The sequence below is a fragment of the Pseudomonas sp. GM79 genome (assembly GCF_000282495.1).
GTDB lineage: Bacteria > Pseudomonadota > Gammaproteobacteria > Pseudomonadales > Pseudomonadaceae > Aquipseudomonas.
In genome coordinates this window covers 1-20853 of the sequence record NZ_AKJE01000057.1, presented here as the reverse complement: position 1 = coordinate 20853, position 20853 = coordinate 1, and the positions used below count along the sequence as shown (strand labels likewise).

Below are 20853 nucleotides of genomic sequence, written 5' to 3'. Positions count from 1 at the left end.
TCGAGGAACCCGCCATGGCTTTCGAAGCAATGTTTCAACCGATTCAAATCGGCAAACTGACCATCCGCAACCGCGTGCTCAGCACCGCGCACGCGGAGGTCTACGCCACCGACGGCGGCATGACCACCGACCGGTACGTCAAGTATTACGAAGAGAAAGCCAAGGGCGGGATCGGCCTGGCGATTTGCGGCGGTTCCTCCAGCGTGGCCATCGACAGCCCGCAAGGCTGGTGGAAGTCGGTCAACCTGGCCGACGACCGGATCATTCCGCACTTCCAGAACCTGGCCGATGCCATGCACAAGCATGGCGCCAAGATCATGATCCAGATTACCCACATGGGCCGACGCTCGCGCTGGGACGGCGAGCATTGGCCAACCCTGTTGTCGCCGTCGGGCATCCGCGAGCCGGTGCACCGCGCGACCTGCAAAACCATCGAGCCGGAAGAAATCTGGCGGGTGATCGGCAACTACGCAAGCGCAGCCGCGCGGGCCAAGGCCGGTGGCCTGGACGGCGTCGAGCTGTCTGCCGTGCACCAGCACATGATCGACCAGTTCTGGAGCCCGCGGGTCAACAAGCGTACCGACGAATGGGGCGGCAGTTTCGAAAACCGCATGCGTTTCGGCCTGGAAGTGATCAAGGCTGTGCGCAAGGAAGTCGGTCCGGACTTCTGCGTCGGCATTCGTCTGTGCGGTGACGAGTTCCACCCGGATGGCTTGTCCCACGAAGACATGAAGCAGATCGCCAAGTACTACGACGACACCGGCATGATCGACTTCATCGGCGTCGTGGGCTCGGGTTGCGACACCCACAACACCCTGGCCAACGTTATCCCGAACATGAGTTATCCACCGGAGCCATTCCTGCACTTGGCCGCCGGTATCAAAGAAGTGGTGAAGGCTCCGGTTTTGCACGCGCAGAACATCAAGGATCCGAACCAGGCGACCCGTATTCTGGAAGGCGGTTACGTCGACATGGTCGGCATGACCCGCGCCCACATCGCCGACCCGCATTTGATCGCCAAGATCAAGATGGGCCAGGTCGACCAGATCAAACAATGCGTCGGCGCCAACTACTGCATCGACCGTCAGTACCAGGGCCTGGACGTCTTGTGCATCCAGAACGCCGCAACCTCCCGTGAATACATGGGCGTGCCGCACATCATCGAGAAATCGACCGGTGTGAAGCGCAAAGTCGTGGTGGTCGGTGCCGGTCCTGCCGGGATGGAAGCGGCTCGTGTGTCGGCCGAACGTGGCCACGACGTGACCCTGTTCGAGAAGAAAGAATTCATCGGCGGGCAGATCACTACCGCGTCGAAAGCTCCGCAGCGGGACCAGATCGCTGGCATCACTCGCTGGTTCCAGCTGGAACTGGCGCGTTTGAAAGTCGATCTGCGCCTGGGCGTGGCGGCGGATGCAGCGACCATTCTCGACCTGCGTCCAGACGTGGTGGTGCTCGCTGTCGGCGGTCATCCGTTCCTTGAGCAGAACGAACATTGGGGCGCGGCTGAAGGCCTGGTGGTCAGCAGTTGGGACATCCTCGACGGCAAGGTTGCGCCGGGCAAGAACGTGCTGGTGTACGACACCATTTGCGAGTTCACCGGGATGTCGGTTGCCGACTTCCTTGCCGACAAGGGCAGCCAGGTCGAGATCGTCACCGACGACATCAAGCCGGGTGTGGCTATCGGCGGTACGTCGTTCCCGACTTACTACCGCAGCATGTACCCCAAAGAAGTGATCATGACCGGCGACATGATGCTGGAGAAGGTCTACCGCGAAGGCGACAAGCTGGTGGCGGTCCTGGAAAACGAATACACCGGCGCCAAAGAGGAGCGGGTGGTGGACCAGGTGGTCGTTGAAAACGGCGTGCGTCCGGACGAAGAAATCTACTACGCGCTGAAGGAAGGCTCGCGCAACAAAGGCCAGATGGACATCGAAGCTTTGTTCGCGATCAAACCGCAGCCTTCGTTGAGCCAAGCAGGCGACGGTTACTTGCTGTTCCGTATCGGCGACTGCGTGGCCCAGCGCAACACCCACGCGGCGATCTATGACGCGTTGCGGTTGTGCAAGGATTTCTAAGAGCTTGTGGATAACCCTGTGGGAGCGGGCTTGCTCGCGAATGCAATCTGTCAGTCGACATTAATATCGACTGACCCACCGCTTTCGCGAGCAAGCCCGCTCCCACAGGAATCGAGCAAGGCATCCAGGTAGTTTGGCCTGCAAGACCCTGCGGTCTTTGGGAGCTCCACATGTTGAACACCCTTCTTCCAATCCTGTTGTTCGCTGCCTTGGGCCTGGCTGTCCTGGGCGCGTTGCGGCGGGTGGCTATGTGGCGTCAGGGCCGGGCTTCGAAAGTCGACCTGATCGGCGGTCTGTTCGCCATGCCCAAACGCTACATGGTCGATTTGCACCACGTCGTCGCGCGGGACAAATACATTGCCAACACCCACGTTGCCACGGCCGGTGGTGCGGTGGCGTCCATTGTGCTGGCGATTCTGGTGCATGGTTTTGGCCTGCATAACCGCATCCTCGGTTATGCACTGCTGCTGATGTCGGCGGTGATGTTTGTTGGCGCGATCTTTATGTTCCTGCGCCGTCGCAACCCACCGGCCCGCTTGTCCAAAGGCCCGTGGATGCGCCTGCCGAAAAGCCTGATGGCGTTCTCGGCATCGTTCTTCCTGCTGACCCTGCCGGTCGCCGGCATCCTTCCGGAAAACTTCGGTGGCTGGGTGGTCGCTGCGATCCTCGGCGTCGGGGTGCTCTGGGGCGTTAGCGAACTGTTCTTCGGCATGACCTGGGGCGGGCCGATGAAGCACGCCTTTGCCGGCGCACTGCACCTGGCCTGGCACCGTCGCGCCGAACGCTTTGGCGGCGGTCGTTCCACCGGCTTGAAGCCGCTGGATCTGAATGACCCGAACGCGCCGCTCGGTGTGGAAAAACCCAAGGATTTCACCTGGAACCAACTGCTCGGCTTCGACGCCTGCGTGCAGTGCGGTAAATGCGAAGCGGCGTGCCCGGCCTTCGCTGCGGGTCAGCCGCTGAACCCGAAAAAGCTGATTCAGGACATGGTCGTTGGTTTGGCTGGCGGTACTGACGCCAAGTTCGCTGGTAGCCCTTATCCGGGCAAAGCCATTGGCGAACACGGTGGCAATCCGCATCAACCGATCGTCAACGGTCTGGTGGACGCTGAAACCCTGTGGTCCTGCACCACTTGCCGTGCCTGCGTCGAGGAATGCCCGATGATGATCGAGCACGTCGACGCCATCGTCGACATGCGCCGCCATCTGACCCTGGAAAAAGGCGCGACCCCGAACAAGGGTGCCGAAGTCCTGGAAAACCTGATCGCCACCGACAACCCTGGCGGCTTCGCGCCGGGCGGGCGGATGAACTGGGCGGCGGATTTGAACCTGAACCTGCTGAGCGAGAAGAAATCCACCGACGTGCTGTTCTGGGTCGGTGACGGTGCCTTCGACATGCGCAACCAGCGCACCCTGCGTGCCTTCGTCAAAGTGCTGAAAGCGGCCAAGGTCGACTTCGCGGTACTTGGGCTTGAAGAGCGCGACAGCGGTGACGTGGCCCGGCGTCTGGGCGATGAAGCGACCTTCCAGCTGTTGGCCAAACGCAACATCCAGACTTTGGCCAAATACAGCTTCAACCGCATCGTCACCTGCGACCCGCACAGCTTCCACGTGCTGAAAAACGAGTACGGCGCCTTCGACGGCAACTACCTCGTGCAGCACCACAGCACTTACATGGCAGAGATCATTGGCGAAGGCGCACTGAATCTCGGTCAGCACAAAGGCAGCAGCGTGACCTATCACGACCCGTGCTACCTCGGCCGCTACAACGGCGAGTACGAGGCGCCGCGCGAAGTACTGCGCGCCCTGGGTATCGAGATCAAGGAAATGCAACGCTCCGGTTTCCGTTCACGCTGCTGCGGCGGCGGTGGCGGTGCACCGATCACCGACATTCCGGGCAAGCAGCGGATTCCCGACATGCGCATGGAAGACATCCGCGAAACCGGCGCCGAACTGGTGGCCGTGGGTTGCCCACAGTGCACCGCGATGCTCGAAGGCGTGGTCGAACCGCGTCCACTAATCAAGGACATCGCCGAACTGGTGGCCGACGCCTTGCTCGAAGACGCCGCGCCGGGAAAGCCTTCGGCACCGGCCAAACGTGAACCTGCGGAGGTGCATTGATGAGCGACATTATCCGCCGCGACCCACGCGCCGAATGGATCGCCCGCAACCGTCTGCACCCGCTGCACGCGGCCATGCAACCGGCGCAACACAGCTGGATGGGGCCTAACGGAGTCATCCGCAAGAACCCCCACGGGATCGGTTTTATCGGCCCCAACGGCATCAAGCGGATCGACCGCAGCGGCGCTCAACAGGGCGGGGCGACCAAACGCTCGGCCGCGGTTGAAGTGCAATTGCCGCTGCATCAAGTGCCGCAACCTGCGTTCTACATCAGCGTGGTGCCGGACATGGTCGGCGGCCGCTTGAGCAGCCACGACCGCGACTTGCTCGGCTTGGCTCATCAGTTGGCCGGCAAGGACGGCGCGGTACTGGCCGTAGTCTTCGGCGAGCACAAGGAAAACGCCTTCGCCACGGCGGGCGTTGACCGCTTGCTGGTACTGGAAGGCGACGAATTCAGCGGTTATGCACCGGAGCAACGCGTCCAGGGCCTGCGGGCTGTGGATAACCAGTTCAACCCTCGTCACTGGTTGCTGCCGGACAGCCGCAGCGGTGGTGGCGAACTGGGTCGACGCTTTGCCGCGGCACTGGGCGAACGCCCGGCCACGCGGGTCTGGCAGGTCAAGGATCAGGAGTGCATCGGCCGTGCCGGTGCTGGTTTGCAGGATCTTGCACGTCCGGTCGCCCGCTTGATTCTGGCCGCCGCCGAATGCGCCGAACCGGTCAGCGAAACCCGTCACGAAGCCTTGCCAGTGGAGTTATCCACAGCAGTCGCCCGCAGCCTGTCGCGGATCGAAGATCTGGGCGCGGTGGCGGTGGACCCGGCGGCGATTCCGATGGCCGAAGCCGAATTCATCTTCTCTGGCGGCAACGGGGTCAAGGACTGGGGACTTTTCCACAGGACGGCCGAGGCGTTGGGCGCGACCGAAGGTGCATCGCGCGTGGCGGTGGACGATGGCTTCATGGCGCGCGACCGTCAGGTCGGTGCGTCCGGCACTTGGGTCACGGCACGGGTTTACGTGGCGGTGGGCATTTCCGGGGCGATCCAGCACCTGCAAGGCATCGGTGCCTGCGACAAGGTAGTGGCGATCAACCTCGATCCGGGTTGCGACATGATCAAACGGGCCGACCTGTCGGTGATCGGTGAGAGCGCCGAGATTCTTCAAGCCTTGATCGATGCGGTAGAGGCTTACCGCACTGAAGCCAAGCGCGATGCGGCTTAAGGGAAGGAAAGGGTTATGAGCACGAAAATCATCAGCCTGGTGTCCATCGGCGCCCACCCGACCTCCGGCCGGCCACGCCGCGCCGAGCAGGATGCACGAGCAGTTGAACTGGGCCTGCAACTGGCTGGGGATAACCTGCAAGTGCTGCATGCCGGTGACGTCGCGGAACCTGCATTGCGCGCTTATCTGGGCATGGGCCTGGAACAATTGCATGTGCTGGAGCAACCGGAAGGCGCCGATGCGCTGCCAGCGCTGACCGCTTATCTTCGCGATGCCGGGGCTCAGGTGGTGCTGACCGGCAGCCAGGCGGAAACCGGCGAAGGCTCGGGCATGTTGCCGTTCCTGCTGGCCGAAAGCCTCGGCTGGCCGCTGGTGGTGGGTTTGGCGCAGGTTGAATCCATCGACGGTGGTTCGGCGCTGGTACTGCAGGCCTTGCCTCGCGGGCAGCGTCGTCGGCTGAAAGTACGCCTGCCGTTTCTGGCGACTGTGGATAACGCAGCGCCCAAGCCTCGGCAGAGTGCCTACGGTCCGGCGCGGCGCGGGGTATTGCAGGCGGATGAAGTCGAAGTGATCGACGACGAACTGCTGGCGGTGGCCACGCTGCAACCGGCTAAACCACGGCCAAAACGCTTGAAAGTGATCAAGGCCAAGAGCGGTGCAGACCGCATGAAAGCCGCGACAGCCAAGGCCAGTGGCGGAGGCGGGCAAGTGCTCAAGGGTGTGACCGCGCAGGCGGGTGCAGACGCCATCCTCAAGTTGCTGATTGAAGAAGGCGTGGTCCGCTAAACCTGGACAAACACAATACCTGTGGGAGCGGGCTTGCTCGCGAAAGCGGTGTGTCAGTCAACGATGACGTTGAAGCTGATGACCCCTTCGCGAGCAAGCCCGCTCCCACAGAGTGCTCGTGCCGAACAGATGAAATACCGGAAACGCAGAACCTGAAAATCATCTCATCGAAGTTTATGGGGAAATAATGGCTGTTGAATTTCGTCCGGCATTGCGCTCGGATGCGCGCGAGATCGCCCGTTTGTTCCAGATTTCATCAGAGGGTGCTTCGGATTACATCTGGAGCCAGCTGGCGGAGCCCGGGCAGGATCTGCTGGAAGTGGGTGCCGCTCGTTACGCCCGTGAAGATGTCGATTTTTCCTATCAGAACTGCCTGATCGCGCAGGCCGAGGGAGAGGTCATCGGCATGCTGCACAGCTACGTGATGCGCCACGATCCCCAGGCCGCTCCCGTGACCGACCCGGTCTTGGCGCCGTATGCCACCATGGAAATTCCCGACACCCTTTATATTTCGAGCCTGGCCCTGCATGAGGGCTGGCGCAATCAGGGCTTGGGCAAACAGTTCCTCGCCTACGCCTACGACCGTGCCAACCGGTTGGGGCTCAACGGCTTGAGCTTGATCGACTACGCGGCGAACACTGGCGCCCGGCGGTTTTATGAGCGTCATGGCTTCCGGATCGTCGATACCTGCCAGATCACGCCCCACCCAATGATTCGGGTTACGGGTGAGGCTTATTTGATGTATCGGCCTTAAGGCTGAGCCCTGTTCGTGTGGGAGCGGGCTTGCTCGCGAAGGGGTCATCCGCTTCAACATCATCGTTGACTGACACACCGCTTTCGCGAGCAAGCCCGCTCCCACAAGGGGTCTATGTCGATCATGGATTGTGTGCACACCAACAAGCTGTGGTTACCCACAATCCCTGTTAGCGCTTCTGTGGATAACATGTTCGCGCCTCGCTACACCCCATGCCAATCAAGCCCTGCAGCCCTCCGTACAAAAAACAACCAGCCTAACCCATGGTTTTTTCGAGCTTTTTCCACAGAGTAACGTTGCTCACACGCCGATACTTGCCCCCAATCTCTGTTGGCGCTTCTGTGGATAAGATGTTCGCTGTCCGCTACAGGCTATATAAACCGTGGCTTTCAGTGAGTTGATCAAATAATGTTCAATTCGCGCTTTTCCCTCGTTAATCCTTCCGCAAACCCCGAATTCTCACGGCTTTCAGCAGTTTTCCACAGAGCCTGCAAAGTTGCCCCCAAAGTCTGTTGGTGCTTCTGTGGATAAGGTGTTCGCCATCCTCTGCACGTCATATAAACCGTACCCTGCAGACCTTTGATCAAAAAACGATCAACGCTTGCATAAAACTCTGCTTCTGGATAAGTCACGGTTTTTCTTGGTTTTTTGTGAATATATTTGGCGCGTCATCCACAGTTGTCCCCAATAGCTGTGGGTGGAGATGTGGATAACTTGTTCGCTGAACCCTGCGAGCCACGGTCTGTATAGGCCCGAACGCGATAGATCAGATTTCATACAGGTCTAAGGCGCTGCCTTGACTTCGATCTGTCGCCTGTCTTCACTTTCACGGCATAAGGACAGCCGTCTCTTATCCACATCTGGTTCAGGGAGAACGCGTGATGGATAGCCAGCGATATCGCTCGCACCCAAGCCCCTGCATGACCTGTGTTCCAAAACCTGCCTCCTTGCTGCGTAAACGAATTCATCGTCGCGCCGCCAATCAGCGCGCTCGCCTATAGCGCCTGAGCCTTTTATCCATGCCAAAACGCAGCTGCCATTGAGGCCCGACCGTGCCCGGTGACCAGGTGTTCGTTCATCTATCGATTGCAGGCAACCACAGAGTTGCCCATCTGCCTGAGAGGAAATGAGTCATGACACGGATTGCCACGCCCATCAGCGACATCAAGGAACATTACGACGTGATCGTCATCGGCTCCGGCTACGGTGGCGGGATCGCGGCGTCGCGCCTGTCCCGGGCCGGCAAGCGGGTGTGCCTGCTGGAGCGGGGCCGGGAAATCCAGCCGGGCGAATACCCCAATACGATGCTGGCGGCCACCGAAGAGCTGCAAGTCCACGACCCGGACGGGCACATCGGTTCGCGCACCGGGTTGTTCGACCTGCACGTCAACGCCCAGCAGAACGTGGTGGTCGGTTGTGGCCTGGGCGGCACATCCTTGATCAACGCCAACGTCGCGCTGGAGCCGGAGCCCGGTGTGTTCGACGATCCGCGCTGGCCGCTGGCGGTACGTGAGCATCGCGACACCTTGCTCAAGGATGGGTACGCCCGGGCTCGGGAGATGCTCAAGCCCAATCCCTACCCGAAAACTGCTCCGACCTTGCCCAAACTCGAGGCTAACCAGAAGTCCGCCGACTACCTCAAGCAAGGTGCGCATTTCTACAAGCCGCCGATCAACGTGACCTTCGACAAACTGCCGAACAATCTCAACCACGTCGGCGTCGAGCAGCTGCCGTGTAACCACTGCGGCGACTGCGTGTCGGGCTGTAACAACAAGGCCAAGAACACCACGCTGATGAATTACCTGCCCGATGCCTGGAACCACGGCGCAGAGATTTTCTGCCAGGCCGAGGTGCGGCATCTGGAGCGCGACGCCGACGGCGACGGCTGGATCGTACACTTCCAATACCTGGACAGCGGCCGCGAGAAATTCTCCGCGCCGACGCTGTTCGTCAAGGCTGACATTGTCGTGGTGTCGGCCGGCACCCTGGGCTCTACCGAAATCCTCCTGCGCTCCCGGGACAAAGGCTTGTCGACGTCCAATCAGCTCGGCGAGAACATGAGCGGCAACGGTGACATTCTCGGCTTTGGCCACAACTGCGACCAAGCGATCAACGGCATCGGTTTTGGCGCGCATCCGGCCAGTGAAATGAAACCGGTCGGCCCGTGTATCACCTCGATCATCGACATGCGCACCGAAGGCGACTGGCGCAGCCGCATGGTCATCGAAGAAGGCTCGATCCCCGGCGCGCTAGGCCGTCCGATGGTGCCGAGCATGGCCGCGTTCGCCGGGTTGATCGGCAAGCCCACCGACGACAGTTTCACCGGCAAGCTCAAGTACGCAGAGCGTGAAGCCGAAAGCTTCCTGCGTGGCCCGTATCACGGCGCCCTGCACAACATGCAGACCTACCTGATCATGAGCCACGACGACGGCAAGGGGCGCATGGTGCTCGACAGTAAGGATCAACTGCGCATCGACTGGCCGGGCGTCGGCGAGCAGGAAAACGTCAAACTCGGCAACGAGCGGCTGCACCAGAGCACCAAGGCATTGGGCGGGATCTGGGTGGAGAATCCGATCTGGACCGAGCTGCTCAAACACAGCATCGTTTCCGTTCACCCGTTGGGCGGTTGCGTGATGGGCGAGGACGCGGAGCAGGGCGTGGTCAACCACAAGGGGCAGGTATTCAGCAGCGCCAGTGGCACCAATGTCTATGCCGGGTTGTACGTGGCCGACGGCGCGGTGATTCCGACTTCCCTGGCGGTCAATCCGCTGCTGACCATCTCCGCCGTGAGCGAGCGCAACATGGGCCTGCTGGCGGCCGATCGCGGCTGGCACATCGACTACACGCTGCCCTCGGCACCGCGCAAACAGGTGGCGCCACCGACCCTCGGCGTGCAGTTCACCGAAACCATGAAGGGCTATTTCTCCAAAGACTTCACTCAGCCTCAAGGCACCGATCTCAAACTCTACGAAGCGGCGGCCAAACGCGGTGAGTCGGAGAACTCGCCGATCGAGTTCACCCTGACCATCACCGCCAACGACCTCAACCGCATGATCAAGGAGCCGGAACACGCTGCGACGCTGGTCGGCACGCTCAATGCGCCAGGTCTGTCGCCGGAACCGCTGACCGCCAGCAATGGCGTGTTCAACCTGTTCGAGGAATATCAGGAACAGGTCGGCGTGCGGCACATGAATTACGACATGAAACTGACCGCCGAGGACGGCAGCGATTATTACTTCAGCGCGTTCAAGACCGTGCCCGAAGACAATGGCGTGCTTAACGTCTGGCACGACACCAGCACCCTCTACGTGACGCTGTATCGCGGGCCGGACAAAACCGGTGAGGTGATTGGCTCGGGTGTGATGCACATTCAACCGGCCGATTTTGCCAAGCAGATGACCACCATGAAGGTGCTTAACGCGCGCAACGAACGCGAGCGCATCGAAGGGTTGGCGCGGTTCGGCAAGTTCTTCGCCGGCATCTTGTGGGAGAGCTACGGCGGGGTGTTCGCTGGCGACATCTACTTCAACCCCGATGCACCGCCGCGGCAGAAACGCCCATTGGATGCACCGATCCCGAGCGTGCAGTTCTTCCAGACCGAAGACAACGTTCAGCTACGCCTGACCCGCTATCAGGGTGGCAGCAAAGGGCCGGTGATGCTGGTGCATGGCTTGGGGGTGGGTTCGAATATTTTCTCCACCGACACCATCCAGACCAACCTGCTGGAGTTCTTGTGCAAGCACGAGTACGACGTCTGGCTGCTGGATTTCCGGGTCAGCATTCTGATACCGGCCAGCAAGCACGAATGGAACGGCGATCAGATTGCGCAGTACGACTTCAAGGCTGCCATCGCGCAGATCCAGCAGGCGACCAAGGCGGCGGACGTGCAATGCGTGGTGCATTGCTACGGCGCGACGACTTTCTTCATGTCGCTGCTGGCCGGGTTACAGGGCGTGCGTTCAGTGGTGTGTTCGCAGATCGCCGCGGATACGGTGGTCGCCACGGCAACGGGGCTCAAGGCCGGTCTGCACCTTCCGGGGATGCTCGACGCCATCGGCATCAAATCCCTCACCGCGTATGCCGACAACAAGGAGAGCTGGTTCAACAAACTCTACGACAAGGCCCTCAACGTCTACGCCCGCATCGAGGCCCAGGGCTACTGCACCAACCCGGTATGCCATCGCATCACCTTCATGTACGCGTCGCTGTACCGCCACGACACGCTCAACGAGACCCTGCATGACAACCTGCATGAGCTGTTCGGCGAATCGAACATGCAGACCTTCGAGCACTTGGCGCTGATCCTGCGCAAAGGCCATCTGGTGGACTTCAAGGGGCAGGACGTCTACATGCCGCACTTCGACCGGCTGACCATGCCGATCTGCTTCATCAGCGGCGAAGACAACCAGTGCTACCTGCCGGAAAGCACGCTCAAGACCTATGAGCGCGTGTGCAAAGCCCATGGACCGGAGCGCTACAGCCGGCATGTGGTGCCGGGTTACGGGCATATCGACTGCATGTTCGGCAAGAATGCAGTGATCGATGTGTACCCGATCATCCTGCAGCACCTGGAGAAAACCGCCCTCGGTTGACACTGCTTACCTGTGGCGAGGGAGCTTGCTCCCGCTGGGCTGCGAAGCAGCCCCAAAGCCTAAAGACGCGATCTATCAGATGCACTGCGTTTTCTGGATTTACGACTGCTTCGCAGCCGAGCGGGAGCAAGCTCCCTCGCCACAAAAGCCGTGTGCTGACTTGGGATTGGTGACAAAAAGGAAATGGATGCCATGGACAGTTACATCCGCTGGTTTCAACGCTTCATCTGGATAGGCATCGTGATGAACATGGTCTTCGCGATTCCGGCGCTGTTCGCGCCGGCGTTGCTGACCTCGATGCTCGGGATGCCACCGCAACTCTCCGATCCATGGCTGGAAAACGCCGGGATGCTACTGGTGGGGATCAGCCTGTTCTACATGCCGTCTGGCTTCAACGCACCACGATATGTCGTGCATTCATGGCTGTGTGTGTTGTCGCGACTGGTCGCCGTGGCGTTCTGGATCTACCTGATCAACACCAGCAACCAGGCTCAAGTGTTCGTGCCGATGCTGCTGGGCGATCTGAGCATGTTCCTGATCCTCGGGGTTCTGCTGTACCTGGGCAGCGCGCCGGCCAATCGGCCCCTGGCGTTGCTTCGCGACGGCTGGCTTGAGTGGCGCGCAGCGTGGGCGCGACGCTGGCAGCGGCACAGCTTCAAGGTCGCCACGCTGGTCGTGGTGCTGGCGCTGGGGTTTATCGGCTACGAAACCTGGTACCAGATGCTGCGGGTGGTGCCGGCAGAGCAATACGCCTCCGATGAGGATCACTACAAGTACGGCGCCATCGGCCTGGGCATCGAGGCGCGGATTCCCTATTACCTGTTCGCCGTGCTGCCGCAGATGTGCCCGGATAAGCTGCCGAAACCCGGCGGCTACGAAGTTTTCGGTTTCCTCTACGAGAACGGCAAGGACCTGCCGATCGGCATGGCCAAGCGGCAGATCGGTTACCCGACTGTGGAGCCCAACTGCGCCCTGTGCCACACCGGTTCCTACCGGGCCAATAGCGGCGACGTCGCCATCCCGGTGGCCACCGCGCCGGCCAATACCCTGCAACTGCAGGCCTTCCAATGGTTCGCCTACAACTGCGCCAGCGACCCGACATTCACCCCCGACGCGGTGATGACGGCGATCAACAGCAAGTTCCAGCTCGGGTTCTTCGAGCGGTTGTACAACCGCTACGTGATCATTCCGATGGCCACGAGCGCGCTGGTCAAGCAGAAACAGGCCTATGCCTGGCAACGCCTGCGCGCCCCACAAGGGCCGGGACGCACCGACACCTTCAACCCGACGAAAATGGTGGTGTTCGGCTTCCCGGATGACTCGACCATTGGCACCGTCGACTTGCCGCAAGTGTGGAACCAGAAGCCTCGGGAGTCGCTGTACCTGCACTGGGACGGTAACAACAACGACATCCATGAGCGCAACTACGCGGCAGCCATGGCCGTGGGCGCGACGCCGGAGTCAGTGCTGCCGGCCAGTTTCAACCGGGTGACCAACTGGTTGCTGGGCCACAAGGCGCCGGCATGGCCGTTCGCGCTGGATCAGGCCAAAGTCGCGCGGGGCAGACCGGTCTGGGAAAACAACTGCGCCGGTTGCCATGATTTCGGCCGCACCGACACCGGTCAGGTCACCACCAGCATTGATGAACTGGGCACCGATCCCCATCGGCTGAACTCGTTCACCAATGGTTTGGTGACGGCTTTCCATGGCTTCAAGAAATCGCCGTTCGACTTTGGCGCCTATCGCAAGACCCAGAGCTACAGCAACACACCCACCGACGGCGTCTGGTTGCGCGCGCCGTACTTGCACAACGGTTCGGTGCCGACCCTGTGGGACTTGCTGCAACCACCGGAAAAGAGACCGCTGGTGTTCTTTACCGGCTCCGATGTGTACGACCAGGACAAAGTCGGCTTCGTCACCAGTGGCCAGCAGATGAAGGCCTCGGCGGACTTCAAGTACGACACCCGTCTGGAGGGCAACCACAACGGCGGCCACCTGTACGGCACGCAGCTGTCGGAACTCGATAAGCGGGCGCTCATCGAGTTCATGAAAACCCTGTGATTCCACTACGGATGGAGGAAAGCGACATGTCATTGGTCAGTCATTGGGAACACGAGTACGACAAGGTCAAGCTACGCGTACATGGCTTGTTCACCCGTTTGGAAATGGCCTGGAAAAAGCTCGTCAGCGAGCTTGAACCGGAGGAGTACCAGGCTATTGTCGCGCTGCTGCAGCGGGGTCACGATCAGGCGCAATACGTGCTCAAGCACGGTGATATGCCGGACGATCAGCCGAGTGTGCCGTGGGAGTTGGCGCATGGCTTGTCGATCCTGCACATCGGTAACGCCAGCCCCTTGCCGCAATCGGTAGACGAACTGCAAACCCGAGTGCTCAAGGACGGCAGCCTGCTCGGTTGTCGCAAATGGGAGCTGCTGGATCTGTTGTGGAGCGAGGCATTGCTCAAGTGGATCGAGAACCTGCGGCATCACGCGCCGTTCGCCACCACCCCGGCGTTGATGCGCATGGACAGTGACGTGACCCTTGCCATCGCCGGCGACTGGGGCACCGGGCCGTTCGATAGCCACGCCCCGGCGGTCTCAGTCGCCAACCAGATGCAACTGGCCCAGGCCGATTTCACTATTCACCTGGGGGACGTGTACTACGCCGGCACCCGCTCTCAGGAAGACGTCGACATGGTCGGCTGGCCCATGGGCAAGCACGGCTCGTTCACCCTCAACTCCAACCACGAGATGTACAGCGGCGCCCATGGCTATTTCAAGGAACTGGCCAAGCGTTTTCCGGCGCAGCAGGGCACCAGTTATTTTGCGTTGTACAACGATGACTGGCTGGTGATCGGGCTCGACACGGCTTACGCCTCCGATGCGATCAACCTGTACATGGACGGTGCACTGAACAAGCAGCAGATCGACTGGATGAAAGACTTGCCCCAGCGCAAGAAGATCATGGTGCTCAGTCATCACCAGGGTTTCGACATTACCGGGCACAACAAGACGGCGCTGTATCAACCGGTGTGCGATGCCTTGGGCCGCGAGCCGGATTATTGGTATTGGGGGCATTTGCACAACGGCATCTGCTACGCCGCTCAAGGCGGGTTGCATGCGCGCTGCGCCGGGCATGGGGCGATTCCCTACGGCAATGCCAGTGAGCTGAACGGGCATGCGCGGGTGCTGTGGTCGGAAACCCAAAATGCGCGGGATGAGGCGTACCCGGATCGGGTGTTGAACGGTTATGTGAAGGTGCGGCTGGTGGGGGAGAACATCGAAGAGACGTTTATTGGGGAGGATGGGTCGGTGCGGTGGTCTTCAAGTTGATTGGGTGAATGTGCGACCGCTTTCGCGAGCAAGCCCGCTCCCACAGTTGACCGAGTCGTTCACAGGTTTTGTGTACGCCACCGATCTAATGTGGGAGCGGGCTTGCTCGCGAAGCTCTTGATCTTATCCCTGAACCGGAACCCCTTTGAGGTACGGCGCAGGCTCGGCCCCAAGGTTGTTCAGCAACCGCTCGCTGTACCAATCCACGAAGTTCACCACGCCAAACTCATAGGTCTTGGAGTAAGGCCCTGGCTGGTAGGCGGTGGAGTTGATCCCGCGCTGGTTTTCTTCGGCCAGGCGACGGTCCTGGTCGTTGGTCGCATCCCAGACCTGGCGCATGCGCTCCACGTCGTAGTCCACGCCTTCGACCGCGTCCTTGTGCACGATCCACTTGGTGGTGACCATGGTTTCCTGAGCGCTGATCGGCCACACGGTGAACACGATGATGTGGTCGCCCATGCAGTGGTTCCACGAGTGTGGCAGGTGCAGGATGCGCATCGAACCCAGGTCCGGGTTCTTGATGCGGCCCATGAGTTTGGCGCAGCCCTGTTTGCCGTCCATGGTCATCGACACGGTGCCCTTGAGCAGCGGCATGCGCACGATGCGGTTACGCAGGCCGAAACTGGCGTGGGCGTAAGGGATCTTCTCGGCTTCCCAGGCAGCGGCCGAAGCAGCGACGTGGTCCTTGAAGGCCTGGTCGGCACGCGGGTCGGTGACGTCGTCCCATTCCAGCAGGGTTTTCAACAGTTCCGGGTGCGAGGCGTTGCAGTGGTAGCACTCGCGGTTGTTTTCCAGCACCAGTTTCCAGTTGGCTTTCTCCATCAAGGTGGTGGTAATCGCCACCTTGGTGTTCTCCATGTCGTACGGTTCCATGTAATGGTTCAGCGTCGACAGGAAGTCATCAATGGCCGGCGGGTTTTCCGACAGGCTGATGAAGATGTAGCCGCCAGCGGTTTTCACGTTCACCGGCTTGAGGCCGTACTGCTTCATGTCGAAGTCGGCGCCCATCTCGGTGCCGGCGAACAGCAGGCGACCGTCCAGCTCATACGTCCACTGGTGGTAGTGGCAGACCAGTTTGGCGACTTTGCCTTTTTCGCTGGTGCACAGCCGTGAACCGCGGTGACGGCAGACGTTGTGGAACGCATGGACCACGCCATCGGCGCCACGAATCACGATGATCGGGTTCTTGCCGACTTGCAGGGTCAGGTAGTTACCCTTGGTCGGGATCTCGCAGGTCATGCCGGCGATCAACCACTCTTTCTGGAAGATTTCCTGCATGTCGATATCAAACAGCCGCTCGTCAGAGTAAAACGGCTGCGGCAGCGAGAAAGTGCGCTCGCGCTCTTGCAGCATCTGTGCGGTGGCCTTGCGTGCGGGTTCCAGTGGATCGCCCAGGCTCAGGGTAGTGGTGACGTCCATCATTTAATCCTCAAGGCCATTCTGTGTGGCCGGCGAAAGTGGCTAATCAGGTTTGCTACGCAAGGTGTAAAGATTGTGTCTTGGTATGGGGCGAGTGTGGGGCCGGCGCTCGCCAGAACCTTATCCATGGGCGACATGGCCAAATCTGTTCCCGACGCGCAACCCCCGGTAATTGGGGGCTGGTCGCGATAAGTATGTGAATGTCGCAGATAGGTAAATGGAGGAGCTGCGCTATACGCAGAATCGCCAACATAAAGGCCGGTAGTCGGCCGTGGAGAACAGCATGTCCAACAGCTTCCTGAATCCGGTAACCACCCAGACCTGGGCCAATGGTCGACACATCGTCCGTTGCGTCAAAGTCATCCAGGAAACCTGGGATGTGCGCACCTTCTGCTTTATGGCCGACCAGCCGATCCTGTTCTTCTTCAAGCCGGGGCAGTTCGTCACCCTGGAGCTGGAAATCGACGGCGTGCCGATCATGCGCTCCTACACCATTTCCAGCTCGCCGTCGGTGCCGTACAGCTTTTCGGTGACCATCAAGCGCGTGCCGGGGGGCAAGGTGTCCAACTGGCTGCACGACACCCTGCATGAAGGCCAGGAGCTGGCGGTGCACGGGCCTGTCGGGCTGTTCAACGCCATGGACTTCCCTGCGCCGAAAGTGCTCTACCTCAGCGGCGGCGTCGGTATTACGCCGTGCATGTCCATGGCCCGTTGGTTCTACGACACCAACGGCAATGTCGACATGGTGTTTATCCACAGCGCCCGTTCACCGAAAGACATCATTTACCACCGCGAACTCGAACACATGGCGTCGCGGATCGATAACTTCAGCCTGCACCTGATCTGCGAGAAGCATGGTCTGGGCGAGCCGTGGGCCGGTTATCGCGGTTACCTGAACCACAAGATGCTCGAACTGATGGCGCCGGACTTCCTCGACCGTGAAGTCTTCTGCTGCGGCCCGACCCCGTACATGAACGCGGTCAAGCGCATGCTTGAGACGGCGGGTTTCGACATGAAGCGTTATCACGAGGAATCCTTCGGCGCGACGCCGCCGGAAGCCCGTGCCGACGCGGTGGAGCAAGCCGAACAAGCGGCGGATGCTCCGGAAGTCGACGCGGCGGATCTGCATCAGGTGGAATTCACCGCTTCCGGCAAGAGCATTCGTGTTGCACCGGGTGAAACCGTGCATGCGGCGGCGGCCAAGCTTGGCTTGCTGATCCCGAAAGCCTGCGGGATGGGGATTTGCGGGACCTGCAAGGTGATGAAGCTGGGGGGCGAGGTCGAAATGGACCACAACGGCGGGATTACCGAGGAAGACGAGGCCGAAGGGTTCATCCTGTCGTGCTGCAGCGTTCCGAAGGGCGACGTGCGGATCGAGTTCTGAACCTGTGGGAGCGGGCTTGCTCGCGAAGGCGGCGGCACAGTCAACATTGATGTTGCCTGACACACCGCTTTCGCGAGCAAGCCCGCTCCCACAATGGTTGGTATTTCAGTCCACAAACAGGTCTGGCATCAGCTTGTCTTTGGTGTCGGGCTCAAAGCGGTAATGATCGAATTCGGTCACGCCATGCTCCCGCAGAATCTCCTCATCAATCAGCAACCGCCCGGTAATGCTGCGGCCACTGCTGCTCAGAATCGCGTGAGCCGCATCCGCCATAATCGCCGGCGTGCGCGCATGCTTGAACGACTCGCGTGACCCCAGCTGAAACTCGATGGCGGCAGTGGCGATCATGGTCTGCGGCCACAGGGAATTGACGCTGATGCCGTAGGAGGCGAATTCCTCGCTCATGCCCAGGGTCAGCATACTCATGCCGTACTTGGTCACGGTGTACGGGCTGTACTGGGCGAACCACTTGGTGGCCAAGTTCAGCGGCGGCGACAGGTTGAGGATGTGGCCGCCAGTTTTTTTCAGATAGGGCAGGGCAGCCTGACTGCACAGCAGCACCGCGCGGGTGTTGATCTGGTGCATCAGGTCGAAGCGCTTGAGTTCGATGTGTTGCACCCCGGTCAGCTTGATCGCCCCGGCATTGTTGATCAGCGCATCGATGCCGCCGAAATGCTCACTGGCATCGACCATGGCCTGGCGCACGGCAATTTCATCACGCACATCCACCTGCAAGGCCAGTGCCTTGCCACCCGCGGCTTCGACTTCCGCCGCCACGCTGAAAATGGTGCCAGGCAGTTTGGGATGAGGGGCGGCACTTTTGGCGGCAATCACGATGTTGGCCCCGTCCTTGGCTGCCCGCAGCGCAATTTCACGCCCAATGCCACGGCTGGCGCCGGTGATAAACAGGGTTTTGCCTTGTAATGACATGCGTACGCTCCTGATTGTTGTTATCTGAGCGGATCGAAACAGCTCGCCAGTCAATGTAGACGAAGTCTTGTTGGAGGGCAGTCAGTTAAGGCGCGGAACCTGTGGGAGCGGGCTTGCTCGCGAAGGCGGTGTACCAGGCGGCATTGATGTCGACTGACACTCCCTCTTCGCGAGCAAGCCCGCTCCCACAAAAGCTGGTGGGCGTCAGCCTGCCATTACTTGTCGAATATCCGCCGCCAATTCGCGCACGCGTTCTTCTTCGGTGTCCCACGAGCACATGAAGCGTGCGCCGCCGTTGCCGATGAAGGTGTAGAAGCGCCAGCCCTTGGCGGTCAGTGCGGCGATTGCCGGTTCCGACAGTTGCAGGAATACGCCGTTGGCCTGCACCGGGAACATCAGCTCCACGCCAGGAATATCGCTCACCAGTTCGGCCAGCAGCTGCGCGCAGTGGTTGGCGTGGCGGGCGTATTTGAGCCAGGCGTCGTTTTCCAGGATCCCGACCCACGGTGCGGAGAGGAAGCGCATCTTCGACGCCAGTTGCCCGGCCTGTTTGCAGCGGTAGTCGAAATCTTCGGCCAGTTTGTGGTTGAAGAACAGGATCGCTTCGCCCACCGCCATGCCGTTTTTCGTGCCGCCGAAGCACAAGACATCGACCCCGGCCTTCCAGGTCAGGTCTGCCGGTGAGCAGCCAAGAAATGCGCAAGCATTGGAGAAGCGTGCGCCGTCCATGTGCAGGTTCAGGCCCAGTTCTTTGCAGGTGACGCTGATGGCGCGGATTTCTTGCGGGGTGTACACGCTGCCGACTTCGGTGGCCTGGGTCAGGGTCACTACGCGGGGTTTGGGGTAGTGGATGTCCTGGCGCTTGAGGGCGATTTCGCGGATCGACTCCGGCGTCAGCTTGCCGTTTTCGGTGCGGGCGATGAGCAGCTTGGAGCCGTTGGAGAAAAACTCCGGCGCGCCGCATTCGTCGGTTTCGACGTGGGCGGTTTCCGAGCAGATCACGCTGTGGTAACTCTGGCACAGTGATGACAGGGCCAACGAGTTGGCCGCGGTGCCGTTGAAGGCGAAGAACACTTCGCAGTCGGTTTCGAACAGTTTGCGGAATTGATCGGACGCGCGTGCGGTCCACTCATCGTCGCCATAAGCGCGCTGGTGGCCGTGGTTGGCCTGTTCCATGGCAGCCCAGGCTTCAGGGCAGATACCGGAATAGTTGTCGCTGGCGAATTGTTGGCTCTTATCGGTCATGGCCGGCTTCCGTGGTCGAGGCTCTTATGGTGAAGAGCATCGTGGTCAATGATGGTGCGCACTTTACCGAAGATCGTCCGGGGAGCACACGGGATGTTGCTGTCAGAAAAATACACGGTTGACGGGCAATTATGCACATGACTCAACGGGATGGGGCGCTGGATCTGCTCAAGTGGCTGGCGCTGCTGAGCATGGTGCTCGATCACCTGCGATATGTCGGTTATTCCGTCGATATTCTGTATGTCCCGGGTAGATTGGCGTTCCCGTGGTTTTGTTTGGCGATGGCGGCAAATCTGTCGCGGGCACAGGCAGTAACGACCGACGGCCAATGGCGCTACCTCGGTTGGTTATCGCTGTTTAGCGCCCTGAGCGAAATTCCCTACCGGATGTACATTCCTGATCATTACACCTTAAACGTGTTGCCCACGTTGGTTCTGGGTTTGTTGGTCGCCCGCGGCTGGCAGCACAGGCTGCTTCAGCCGCGACTATTGGCGGCGGGTGCCTTGTTACTGGCGGCGCTGTTCCCGGAACGACTGATGTTCGGATTCTTCGGCGTGCTGTTGCCGCTGGCGATGTTGCTGGTGATTAACCGCCCCTGGTATCTCAGTCTGCTGGCGGGGCTGGTCTGCCTGGCGGCCAATCAATGGCAAGTGCTGTATTACGCCGTGCGACTTCACAGCAGTGCAGCCATCCTCGGCATTGCCGCTTGTCTGATTGCGCCTCTGTTGGGCCTGCTGCTATTGCGACATGCCCAAGGCGTCCAACCACCACCGATGCGCCGTTGGGCGTATGCGCTCTATCCCGCGCATTTCCTCGTGCTTCTGGCTTTGCGCCAACTCATTGCCTGACCCCTGTAGGAGCTGCCGAAGGCTGCGATCTTTTGATCTTCTAAAGAGCAAAGTCAAAAGATCGCAGCCTTCGGCAGCTCCTACAGGGGCGCGCAAAACCTTGTGGGAGCGGGCTTGCTCGCGAATGCGCCGGGCCAGTCAACATCAG

The 20853-nt window shown here is 60.4% G+C and carries 14 protein-coding genes; 10 read left to right on the top strand and 4 right to left on the bottom strand.

From position 1 onward, the window contains the following. Nucleotides 1–14: 14 nt before the first annotated feature. The 5 genes from dgcA (at nucleotide 15) to PMI36_RS13295 (ending at nucleotide 6955) form a co-directional block, all read left to right on the top strand. The gene (dgcA, locus tag PMI36_RS13275) at nucleotides 15–2075 is read left to right on the top strand and encodes a dimethylglycine demethylation protein DgcA (protein WP_008072498.1); all 2061 of its coding nucleotides are present in this window, start codon (nucleotides 15–17) and stop codon (nucleotides 2073–2075) included. A gap of 170 nt (nucleotides 2076–2245) precedes the next feature. Beyond that, nucleotides 2246–4195: a dimethylglycine demethylation protein DgcB gene (gene dgcB / locus PMI36_RS13280; protein ID WP_008008116.1), complete on the top strand. Its 1950-nt coding sequence runs from the start codon at nucleotides 2246–2248 to the stop codon at nucleotides 4193–4195. Beyond that, nucleotides 4195–5415 carry an electron transfer flavoprotein subunit alpha gene (gene etfA, locus PMI36_RS13285; protein WP_008072488.1) on the top strand — a complete coding sequence of 407 codons (1221 nt, stop codon included), beginning with the start codon at nucleotides 4195–4197 and terminating at the stop codon, nucleotides 5413–5415. The genes dgcB and etfA overlap by 1 nt, the downstream gene beginning before the upstream one ends. Nucleotides 5416–5430: 15 nt before the next feature. Continuing rightward, complete coding sequence (gene etfB, locus PMI36_RS13290; RefSeq protein ID WP_008072487.1) at nucleotides 5431–6201, top strand: electron transfer flavoprotein subunit beta; 771 nt, start codon at nucleotides 5431–5433, stop codon at nucleotides 6199–6201. 187 nt (nucleotides 6202–6388) lie between these two features. Next, on the top strand, nucleotides 6389–6955 hold the full coding sequence (locus tag PMI36_RS13295; protein ID WP_008072486.1) for a GNAT family N-acetyltransferase: 567 nt from the start codon (nucleotides 6389–6391) through the stop codon (nucleotides 6953–6955). Between the two features lie 401 nt (nucleotides 6956–7356). On the opposite strand, the gene PMI36_RS31480 is transcribed toward PMI36_RS13295, so the two are convergent. Then, nucleotides 7357–7587: a hypothetical protein gene (locus PMI36_RS31480; RefSeq protein WP_157214958.1), complete on the bottom strand. Its 231-nt coding sequence runs from the start codon at nucleotides 7585–7587 to the stop codon at nucleotides 7357–7359. A gap of 501 nt (nucleotides 7588–8088) precedes the next feature. Here PMI36_RS31480 and PMI36_RS13300 point away from each other — a divergent pair. The 3 genes from PMI36_RS13300 (at nucleotide 8089) to PMI36_RS13310 (ending at nucleotide 14879) form a co-directional block, all read left to right on the top strand. Continuing rightward, a complete protein-coding gene (locus PMI36_RS13300) occupies nucleotides 8089–11547 on the top strand; it encodes a GMC oxidoreductase (RefSeq protein WP_008072485.1) in 3459 nt (1152 codons plus the stop codon). Between the two features lie 192 nt (nucleotides 11548–11739). Next, nucleotides 11740–13608, top strand: coding sequence for a hypothetical protein (locus PMI36_RS13305; RefSeq protein WP_008072484.1), 1869 nt, complete (start codon nucleotides 11740–11742; stop codon nucleotides 13606–13608). Nucleotides 13609–13634: 26 nt separating this feature from the next. Further along, the gene (locus PMI36_RS13310; protein WP_008072483.1) at nucleotides 13635–14879 is read left to right on the top strand and encodes a metallophosphoesterase family protein; all 1245 of its coding nucleotides are present in this window, start codon (nucleotides 13635–13637) and stop codon (nucleotides 14877–14879) included. Between the two features lie 123 nt (nucleotides 14880–15002). Here PMI36_RS13310 and gbcA read toward each other — a convergent pair whose 3' ends face one another. Beyond that, nucleotides 15003–16298 carry a glycine-betaine demethylase subunit GbcA gene (gbcA, locus tag PMI36_RS13315; protein ID WP_032830499.1) on the bottom strand — a complete coding sequence of 432 codons (1296 nt, stop codon included), beginning with the start codon at nucleotides 16296–16298 and terminating at the stop codon, nucleotides 15003–15005. A 283-nt stretch (nucleotides 16299–16581) separates the two neighbouring features. On the opposite strand from gbcA, the gene gbcB reads away from it, so the two are divergent. Next, nucleotides 16582–17682 (top strand): glycine-betaine demethylase subunit GbcB, encoded by a 1101-nt coding sequence (gene gbcB, locus PMI36_RS13320; protein ID WP_007907554.1) that lies wholly within the window; start codon nucleotides 16582–16584, stop codon nucleotides 17680–17682. 105 nt (nucleotides 17683–17787) lie between these two features. Here gbcB and PMI36_RS13325 read toward each other — a convergent pair whose 3' ends face one another. Both PMI36_RS13325 and PMI36_RS13330 read right to left on the bottom strand, forming a co-directional pair. Beyond that, a complete protein-coding gene (locus PMI36_RS13325; RefSeq protein ID WP_008072481.1) occupies nucleotides 17788–18612 on the bottom strand; it encodes an SDR family oxidoreductase in 825 nt (274 codons plus the stop codon). Between the two features lie 204 nt (nucleotides 18613–18816). Then, on the bottom strand, nucleotides 18817–19857 hold the full coding sequence (locus PMI36_RS13330) for a threonine aldolase family protein (RefSeq protein WP_008072479.1): 1041 nt from the start codon (nucleotides 19855–19857) through the stop codon (nucleotides 18817–18819). A 131-nt stretch (nucleotides 19858–19988) separates the two neighbouring features. Between PMI36_RS13330 and PMI36_RS13335 the strand changes: the two genes are divergently transcribed. Then, the gene (locus tag PMI36_RS13335; RefSeq protein WP_008072476.1) at nucleotides 19989–20705 is read left to right on the top strand and encodes a TraX family protein; all 717 of its coding nucleotides are present in this window, start codon (nucleotides 19989–19991) and stop codon (nucleotides 20703–20705) included. Nucleotides 20706–20853 lie beyond the last annotated feature (148 nt).

What these genes read in the sequence shown, in the direction of transcription:
- dgcA (WP_008072498.1), top strand. Translation starts at nt 15, where the DNA reads ATGGCTTTCGAAGCAATGTTTCAACCGATTCAAATCGGCAAACTGACC.
- dgcB (WP_008008116.1), top strand. Translation starts at nt 2,246, where the DNA reads ATGTTGAACACCCTTCTTCCAATCCTGTTGTTCGCTGCCTTGGGCCTG.
- etfA (WP_008072488.1), top strand. Translation starts at nt 4,195, where the DNA reads ATGAGCGACATTATCCGCCGCGACCCACGCGCCGAATGGATCGCCCGC.
- etfB (WP_008072487.1), top strand. Translation starts at nt 5,431, where the DNA reads ATGAGCACGAAAATCATCAGCCTGGTGTCCATCGGCGCCCACCCGACC.
- PMI36_RS13295 (WP_008072486.1), top strand. Translation starts at nt 6,389, where the DNA reads ATGGCTGTTGAATTTCGTCCGGCATTGCGCTCGGATGCGCGCGAGATC.
- PMI36_RS13300 (WP_008072485.1), top strand. Translation starts at nt 8,089, where the DNA reads ATGACACGGATTGCCACGCCCATCAGCGACATCAAGGAACATTACGAC.
- PMI36_RS13305 (WP_008072484.1), top strand. Translation starts at nt 11,740, where the DNA reads ATGGACAGTTACATCCGCTGGTTTCAACGCTTCATCTGGATAGGCATC.
- PMI36_RS13310 (WP_008072483.1), top strand. Translation starts at nt 13,635, where the DNA reads ATGTCATTGGTCAGTCATTGGGAACACGAGTACGACAAGGTCAAGCTA.
- gbcA (WP_032830499.1), bottom strand. Translation starts at nt 16,298, where the DNA reads ATGGACGTCACCACTACCCTGAGCCTGGGCGATCCACTGGAACCCGCA.
- gbcB (WP_007907554.1), top strand. Translation starts at nt 16,582, where the DNA reads ATGTCCAACAGCTTCCTGAATCCGGTAACCACCCAGACCTGGGCCAAT.
- PMI36_RS13325 (WP_008072481.1), bottom strand. Translation starts at nt 18,612, where the DNA reads ATGTCATTACAAGGCAAAACCCTGTTTATCACCGGCGCCAGCCGTGGC.
- PMI36_RS13330 (WP_008072479.1), bottom strand. Translation starts at nt 19,857, where the DNA reads ATGACCGATAAGAGCCAACAATTCGCCAGCGACAACTATTCCGGTATC.
- PMI36_RS13335 (WP_008072476.1), top strand. Translation starts at nt 19,989, where the DNA reads ATGCACATGACTCAACGGGATGGGGCGCTGGATCTGCTCAAGTGGCTG.